This is a genomic window from Actinosynnema sp. NPDC059797 (genome assembly GCF_042732085.1).
GTDB lineage: Bacteria > Actinomycetota > Actinomycetes > Mycobacteriales > Pseudonocardiaceae > Actinosynnema.
This window is the reverse complement of the sequence record NZ_JBHWIE010000474.1, coordinates 1-4763: the sequence shown is the minus strand read 5'-3', so window position 1 is coordinate 4763 and position 4763 is coordinate 1. Positions and strand designations below refer to the sequence as shown.

6 protein-coding genes are annotated in these 4763 nt (G+C 74.4%); 2 read left to right on the top strand and 4 right to left on the bottom strand.

The features are described 5' to 3' along the window. Positions 1-171: 171 nt before the first annotated feature. From ACFV4N_RS40025 to ACFV4N_RS40015, 3 genes are read right to left on the bottom strand one after another with little or no spacing between them, the layout of a single operon-like run. Positions 172-594, bottom strand: a complete 423-nt coding sequence (locus ACFV4N_RS40025; protein WP_499677905.1) for a hypothetical protein — start codon at positions 592-594, stop codon at positions 172-174. Further along, on the bottom strand, positions 594-1013 hold the full coding sequence (locus ACFV4N_RS40020) for a hypothetical protein (RefSeq protein ID WP_499677904.1): 420 nt from the start codon (positions 1011-1013) through the stop codon (positions 594-596). The genes ACFV4N_RS40025 and ACFV4N_RS40020 overlap by 1 nt, the downstream gene beginning before the upstream one ends. A 34-nt stretch (positions 1014-1047) precedes the next feature. Continuing rightward, positions 1048-2250 carry an MFS transporter gene (locus tag ACFV4N_RS40015; RefSeq protein ID WP_499677903.1) on the bottom strand — a complete coding sequence of 401 codons (1203 nt, stop codon included), beginning with the start codon at positions 2248-2250 and terminating at the stop codon, positions 1048-1050. A 232-nt stretch (positions 2251-2482) separates the two neighbouring features. Between ACFV4N_RS40015 and ACFV4N_RS40010 the strand changes: the two genes are divergently transcribed. Next, positions 2483-2971, top strand: coding sequence for a hypothetical protein (locus tag ACFV4N_RS40010; protein ID WP_499677902.1), 489 nt, complete (start codon positions 2483-2485; stop codon positions 2969-2971). A 67-nt stretch (positions 2972-3038) separates the two neighbouring features. On the opposite strand, the gene ACFV4N_RS40005 is transcribed toward ACFV4N_RS40010, so the two are convergent. Further along, positions 3039-3263: a response regulator transcription factor gene (locus ACFV4N_RS40005; RefSeq protein ID WP_499677901.1), complete on the bottom strand. Its 225-nt coding sequence runs from the start codon at positions 3261-3263 to the stop codon at positions 3039-3041. 160 nt (positions 3264-3423) lie between these two features. On the opposite strand from ACFV4N_RS40005, the gene ACFV4N_RS40000 reads away from it, so the two are divergent. Continuing rightward, the coding region (locus tag ACFV4N_RS40000; protein ID WP_499677900.1) for a S9 family peptidase at positions 3424-4763 on the top strand (1340 nt) is incomplete at its 3' end.

Sequence of the window (4763 nt, the reverse complement as noted above, 5' to 3'; positions counted from 1 at the left end):
AGCGTGTTCGTGGTCAGCAACAGCCTGCGCCTGCGCGCCTTCCGCGCCACCACCCCCACCACCTCGCCGACCGACACCCAACCGAGCACGGAGAAAGTGCCCGCGAGCGTGTCCTGACCACACGACGACCCCGTGCCCCGGAGAGCCGACCGGCCCCGGGGCACGAGGTCGTCAACGGGCCAACACCAGCGCACGGGCCCACCGACCACGCAACGAGTCGAAGGGACCGCCGAACGCGCCGCGCGGGGAGATCGGCGCGAGCGACGGACCCGAGGTGGCCAGGGCGCACCGCGACCGCAGGACCTCCTCCACCCGGTCGGTCGCGCCGGTCTCCCACACCGCCCGCAGCACGGCGGCGGGCAGGTCGCCGAACCCCTGGCCGGACCACTCGTGGCACAGCACCCGCGCGCCGTCCCCCGCCCTGGTGAACAGGTGCGCGCCGCTGCCGCCGTCGGTGGCCAGCAGCAGCAGGTACCAGTCGTGGGCGACCACTGCCGGCGGCAGCCCGAACAGGGCCACGGCGACCTCCCGGTAGGAGCCGGTGAGGCAGTGGAACCGCCACAGCGCGGGAACGTCGGCGGGCAGCGCGCCCATCACCCCACCACCTGCGCGGGACAGGACACGACCAGTGCCCGGACGAGGTCCTGGCCCTCGTGGCGGCGCAGTTGGTGCCCGAACGCGCCGCGGGCGGTGGGCGGGCAGCCGATGCCGGCGCGCACCGAGTAGGCGGCGAAGCCGTCGAGCACTTCCACCACCCGGCGCCCGTCCCCGGGCTCCGCCCAGCACGCGGCGACGAGCCTCTCCGGCAGGTCGCCGAGCGAGTCGCCGAGCCAGTCGCGGACCTCGCCCTCGGCGTCACCCGGCCGCGCCCGGACGAACACCCGCACGTCCGCGCCCGCGCCGCTGTGCAGCAGCAGCGCGTAGTACGGATCGGCCACGACCGCCGCCGGGAGCCCGTAGAGCTGCTTGGCGACCTCCCTCGGCGCGCCGAAGAACCCCTGGTACCACGTCATCGCGAACCCACCTCCGGGGAATCGGTCACCGGCCTCACCGGACCGCCGCCGAGGCGGGGCCGGTGGGCACGCGGGAGAACAGCGCCAGCGCCGCCGCCGCGAGGGCCGCCAGCCCGGTCGCGACCACGCCCGCGGCGAGCGACACGCGCTCGACGACCGCGCCGCCGACGGCGCTGCCGAGCGCGAAACCGATCCAGTTCGCCGTCACCAGCACCGCGAACGCGCGGGCCTGCGCCGCCGGAGGCGTGCACTTGCCGATCAGCATCGCCTCGATGCCGTCCGCCGGTCCCGTCGCCGCGCCGATGAGCAGCAGCAGCACCGCGCTGACGAGGAGGCCCGGCTCGAACGCCAGCCCCAGGATCAGCAGGCCGTAGAGCCCGAGGCACGCGGCGAGCTGCGCGGGCAGCGAACCGGGCAGCGACAGCCCGCCGTAGAGGAAGCTGGCCACCACCCCTCCGGTCGCGACCAGCGCGACGAACACGCCCTCGCTGCTCCCCGACCCCTGCGCGTGGGCGACGATCGACACCTGCACGCCGCCGATGGCGAACGCGCCCAGGGCGACGACGGTCAGCACGCGCACCTGGGCGGCGCTCCACCCCGACGAGCCGCCTCCGTCGGCGGTGGTGCGCGCCGCTTCCTCCTCCAGCCGCCGCACGGCGGTCGAGCCCCGCAGCAGCAGCGCGCCCGCGGCGGACGCCACCGCCGCCAGGCCGACCGCCCACAGCGGGTGGAACAGCAGCACGAGCGCCGCCACGACCAGGGGGCCGACGACGAACACGCACTCGGTGATGAAACCCGACAGGGCGAAGAGGGTGCGCTGGACCGCCTCGTCCGGCACCGCCGCCATCACCCGCGACGCCACGGTGGAGGTCGGCGGCGAGCACGCGCCGGCCACCGCCGCGGCGGCCACGAGCAGCGCGGGCGTCCCGGAGTTCGCCGCGACGACGACGGCGCCCACCGCCACGGCCTGCGCCGCCACGGCCAGCGCGAGCGGTGTCCGGGGACCCCGGCGGTCGACGAAGCGGCCCCACGCCGGCGCGGCGAACGCCAGGGCCGCCGCGTACGCGCCGGCGACCAGGCCCGCGGTGGCGTAGCTGCCGGTGGCCCGCTCGGCGGTCAGCAGCAGGCTGAGGCTCATCATGCCGGACAGCAGGTACGCCGCGAACGCGGCGGTGATCACCCGGGCCATGCCGGGGGAGCGCAGGGCCGTTCGATACCGGGTCAGCAGTGTGCGCATTCTGTCTCCGCAGTGGTCAACGCGGACCGTGGTCCGGACGTTAATGGCAGTCGTGCGCGTGGTCAACGCGTTTCGCGTGCTCTTGCCGTCGGGTTCTGCCGCGCGGTCGCATCCGGGTGACAGTAGAACCCCCTACGGGGAAAATCTCCAATCGACTCGCCAAATTCCGGGTCCTAATGTGGGGGTCGCCCCAGGAATTCGAAGGCACTCCGACGACACCGAGGAGTTCACCTTGGTTACCCAGACCGAACGCGCAGAGCAGACCCAGAGCCCGTCCGCGGTGGCGGCGTGCAGGCCGGCGGCGTGGGACTGCCAGATGCACACCTACATGGGCTCGCCCCAGAACGTCGAGGCGAACCTCGCCACCATCTCCGACAGCCTGGTCGAGCGCCGCGTCTACATGCTGATGGTCCAGGGCGACGACCGCGCCGAGGCGCACCTGTTCGAGCGCTTCGCCTTCGAGGACGACGAGGGCACCGTGGCCACCTGGTCGGACCACAAGCTGGGCGACATGGTCTCCCGGCTGACCGAGGTGCTGGTCGGCAACGGCGGCGCGCACTGCCCGGGTGAGCAGGTCAAGGCCCAGTTGGCCACCGACCACGAGTTCACGGTCGGCACGCCCACGCCCGCGCCCAAGACGGCCGCCGAGGCCTTCGGCCCCGTCCTGGCGTCCTTCTCGGGCGACAAGTTCGTGCAGGCGACCGTGATGGCGCTCTGCTGATCGGGAGCACAGCCGGCCGACCGCCGTTCCGCCCAGCCGGTGGAGCGGCGGTCGGCCCCGGGCGCGCTCAGCCCCGGTCGCGGGCATCGCCGTCCTGCCGGACCTGCCCGCCCTCGCGCAGCCACTTGGCCACCACCGCCGCCCTGCTGTGCAGCTGGTAGCGCTGGTAGAGCCGCTGGAGGTGGGAATCGACCGTGCGCACCGAGATGTCCAGCCGTTCGGCGATGGCTTTGTCCTGGAGTCCTTCCGCGATCAACATGACTATCTGTTCCTGACGCGGACTCAAGATCATTTGTTCTCCCCCTCGAACGGATTCCGCGGTATTCTCGGTTTTCGTGGTGGGGCGGCTGTCAGGGGAAAGCGAGCAGCAGGTGCCAGAACGCGAGATCGCTCCGCACGGTGAATGGGAATCGCCGATCACCGCCGCCGACGTCGCCCGCGCGAGGGTGAACGTGTCCTTTCCGGTGATCGAGGGCCCGGCGATCTGGTGGCAGGAGGACGCGCCCGGCGACGGCGGGCGGACCGCGGTGGTGCGCCGGGCGCCGGGCGGCACGTGCGCGCCGGTGCTGCCCGCGGGTTTCGAGGCGCGCACCAGGGTCCACGAGTACGGCGGCCGGTCCTACCTGCCGGTGCCGCCCCGGAGCGGTGGCGAGTGGGCCGTGGTGTTCGCCAACCACGACGACCAGCGCCTCTACCTCGTGGAGTCGGGCGTGGCCGACGTGGCGGTGCCCCTCACGCCCCCACCGGCGACGCCCTCGGCCCTGCGTTACGCGGACCTCGTGCCGTCCCCGGACGGGACCGAGGTGTGGTGCGTGCGCGAGGCGCACGCACCGGACGTGCTGCCGCGACGCGCCCTCGTGGCCGTCCCGCTCGACGGCGCCGCGGCCGAGGACGGCACGGCGGTGCGGGAGCTGGTCGTCGACACCGACTTCCTGGCCTTTCCGACCCCGTCGCCCGACGGCGGGCACCTGGCGTGGATCGGCTGGAACCGGCCGGACATGCCCTGGGACGCCGCCTGCCTGTACGTGGCGCGGCTCGACCCGGACGGGCCGGTGCGCGGCCGGCGACTGCTCGGCGGCCCGGCCGAGTCGGCGCAGGCCCCGGTGTGGCGGGACGGCGGTTCGCTGTACGCGGTCTCCGACCGCTCCGGCTGGTGGAACCTCCACCTGGTCGACCTCGACGGGCGGGTGCGCGACCTGTGCCCGCTGGAGGAGGAGTTCGCCGATCCACTGTGGAGCCTCGGCGGGCGGCCGTTCGCCGTGCTGGAGGGCGGGGACCTCGCCGTGCTGCACGGCCGGGGCGCGTTGCGGCTCGGCGTGCTCGACCCGGACGGCGGCCGGCTGCGGGACGTGCCGGTGCCGCAGCGGTCCTTCGTGCCGGCGCTGTCGGTGTCCGGGCGGTCGGTGTGCGCCGTCGCGCACGGGCTCGACGCGCCCGGCGGGGTGGTCTTGGTCGACGTGGACCGGGGCGGGCACGACCTGGTGCGCGCGGAGTCCGAACCCTCGCCGCACCCCGACCACCTGCCCCGGGCCGAGGCCGTGGAGCTGACCGACGCGGCCGGGCAGCCGGTGCACGCCTTCCGCTACGCACCGGCGAACCCCCGCTTCCGCGGCCCGGACGACGAGCTGCCGCCCTACGTGGTGTGGGCGCACGGCGGGCCGACCGGCCACGAGACCGGCGAGTTCGACCTCGCCAAGGCCTACTTCACCAGCCGGGGCATCGGCGTGCTCGACGTCAACTACGGCGGCTCCAGCGGCTACGGGCGCGACTACCGCGACCGGCTGCGGGGCTG

What these genes read in the sequence shown, in the direction of transcription:
- ACFV4N_RS40025 (WP_499677905.1), bottom strand. Translation starts at nt 594, where the DNA reads ATGGGCGCGCTGCCCGCCGACGTTCCCGCGCTGTGGCGGTTCCACTGC.
- ACFV4N_RS40020 (WP_499677904.1), bottom strand. Translation starts at nt 1,013, where the DNA reads ATGACGTGGTACCAGGGGTTCTTCGGCGCGCCGAGGGAGGTCGCCAAG.
- ACFV4N_RS40015 (WP_499677903.1), bottom strand. Translation starts at nt 2,250, where the DNA reads ATGCGCACACTGCTGACCCGGTATCGAACGGCCCTGCGCTCCCCCGGC.
- ACFV4N_RS40005 (WP_499677901.1), bottom strand. Translation starts at nt 3,263, where the DNA reads ATGATCTTGAGTCCGCGTCAGGAACAGATAGTCATGTTGATCGCGGAA.